We start from the raw sequence: 2,325 nt of genomic DNA, 5'->3' as shown, positions 1-2,325 counted from the left end.
GATATCTGATAGCTGATAGCTGATAGCTGACGATTAGTGACTATTTGGTAAGTGATTAACCAGACTTGAGCTCAGTTGAATCAACCTCAATTTTTGGGGAGCCGACGCAATCGGCTCCTTTTTTTTGTGGAACCGGCATCTTGTGTGGAACGGGCATCTTGCCCGTTTCATTTTCTGGAATGATTTAAATAGTTTTGTGGAACGAGCATCTTGCCCGTTTCATTTTCCGTTGAGGGGGTGACAAGTCAGCTCAACTGTTGGTGATGCGATCGCATACCATTCCCTTCAGAGGAATCCCGCCTAGGGCTTTAGAATACGCTGATTTCAATAACTCCATCCAGTCACCGAATCGAGTCAGTGAATCCAGTCACCGAATACAGTAATTAACTTCACTGGTTTAATTAACTTCACTGGTTGATGTGATTGATATCACACCTTTATGTGACATACTCCCACACGCTCATCAAAGATTACAGTGTGGGCTTCTTACCAACTCCACCCAACGGTTCGGATACCCGGTAAGCTTTATTTCCGACGGGATGCCCCACCGCCAACTTCAATATATTTTTCGCCGCATTCACATCACGATCTTCGATGTACCCACAAGAAGGACAAGAATGGATACGGTCTTTTAATTTTTTAGGTACCTTTGTTCCACAATTGGAACAATTTTGGCTGGTGTTTCGGGGGTTTACCGCAACTGTGACCAAACCAGCATTCTCGGCTTTGTTTGATAATATTGACAGAAATTGACCCCAACCAGCGTCCAATACAGATTTAGCTAATTTAGTCCTAGCCAAACCCTTAATGTTTAGTTTTTCATGAGCAACTAGATCGTAGGTATCTAGCAAGCTTTTTGTTGTCTTAAAGTGAAAATCTTTTCGGGTGTCAGCTACCTTTTTGTGAGCCTTCCCTAGTTTGTTTACAGCTTTTTTTCTGTTCTTACTACCTTTCCTTGATCTACTGACAGCTTTCTGGATTTTATTGAGTCGTTTTTGAGCTTTTCTGTAATACTGAGGAATTGGTATCTCAGTACCGTCAGACCTGATCAAGAACGATTTAAGACCCATGTCTATCCCGATGGGATTTTCAACACTGTCTACTGGGATAATATTCGGGACTGTATCATCTTGGATTGACAGCGTGACGTAATAGCCATCAGCCTTTCGGGTTATAGTCGCTGTCTTGATTTTAAACCCTTCTGGAATAGGTCGATGATAAATCATTTTAACCTTTCCAAATTTTGGAAGAGTCAAAATATTTCCATTTATTGGATTTTTAGACAGAGACGGGAAAGTAAATGACTTATATCTATTTTTCCCTTTAAATCGAGGTCTTCCACTCTTTTTCCCATTACCGTCTCCTTTAAGAAACCTCTTAAAAGCAAGGTCAACTCTTTTTACGCAATCCTGGAGTACTTGAGATTGAACTACCTTGTACCAGGGTCTATCCTTCTTTAGTTGAGGAAGAGTTTTCTTTTGGGAAAAATAATCAGGATTTTTCCTTAGGTCTGGCAAGTGACAAATCAAAGGACAGGAGTTAATGGAGCAGCGATTTTGCTCATACCAATTAAACCTATCTGCAAGCAAATAGTTGTATTGGCAACGGAGTAGATCCAGCCATTTCTCGATTTCAGATTCCTGGGCTTTGGTTAACCTTAGTCGATATTGATAGGCTGCTCTCATTGTTGCTATCTCCTGTTTTTCGACCTACTATTAGTATAGCATACAGCTAGTCAAATGGCAAGTCAGAATGAAAACTATAAAAATGACGATACGGTTGACCGAGTATGAAAAGAAAAAACTAGAGCAAGAAGCAACCAAAAGGGGGATGAACCAATCAGAGGTACTTAGAAGTTTGATAGCTCGTTTCCCCGTTCGCGTAGCGTCGGCTTTGCCGAATCCCAAAGACTCCGTGTAAAATTCATCCCACGCCGACTTTCAGTTCGGACGTGGGGCTTCTTTTACCGGTCAGCTAACTAAATCGATAATAATGATTATTAGTGAAAATTATAAGATTAGTCAGCCAAGTCTTTTAATTTATCATCTCAGGGCAAAGCATCTGATTATATGCTCACGATTATAAGCTCAGGGTAGCACATCTCTGGGTTATTAAATATATCAGTCAATAAATATAATATCATCTCTGATTGACTAATTATCAGATCCGAAATCAAGTAATTTGGAATTGGTAATTTAGAATTGGTGATTTTAAATTGGTAATTGGTAGTTTAGGATTACCCATTACCGATTACGCTTACCCAAAAATCTAGAGACTATTTTGTAAGTGATTAACTGGACTTGAACTAATAGATCAGTTCAGATC

Annotated in this window: 2 protein-coding genes; one reads left to right on the top strand and one right to left on the bottom strand. The window is 39.8% G+C overall.

The window, feature by feature from the left end; translation table 11 throughout:
- Positions 1-470: 470 nt before the first annotated feature.
- Positions 471-1,685: an RNA-guided endonuclease TnpB family protein gene (locus F6K49_RS42140; RefSeq protein ID WP_075901770.1), complete on the bottom strand. Its 1,215-nt coding sequence runs from the start codon at positions 1,683-1,685 to the stop codon at positions 471-473.
- Between the two features lie 67 nt (positions 1,686-1,752).
- Here F6K49_RS42140 and F6K49_RS42135 point away from each other — a divergent pair, with 67 nt between their 5' ends.
- A complete protein-coding gene (locus F6K49_RS42135) occupies positions 1,753-1,920 on the top strand; it encodes a CopG family transcriptional regulator (protein ID WP_293099675.1) in 168 nt (55 codons plus the stop codon).
- The last annotated feature ends 405 nt before the right edge of the window (positions 1,921-2,325 follow it).

The organism is Moorena sp. SIO3I6 (assembly GCF_010672095.1).
The sequence above is the reverse complement of the archived record's forward strand: the minus strand, read 5'-3'. Positions and strand labels throughout refer to the sequence as shown.

Coding starts and splice junctions, on each gene's coding strand:
- F6K49_RS42135 (WP_293099675.1), top strand. CDS start 1,753: ATGAAAACTATAAAAATGACGATACGGTTGACCGAGTATGAAAAGAAA.
- F6K49_RS42140 (WP_075901770.1), bottom strand. CDS start 1,685: ATGAGAGCAGCCTATCAATATCGACTAAGGTTAACCAAAGCCCAGGAA.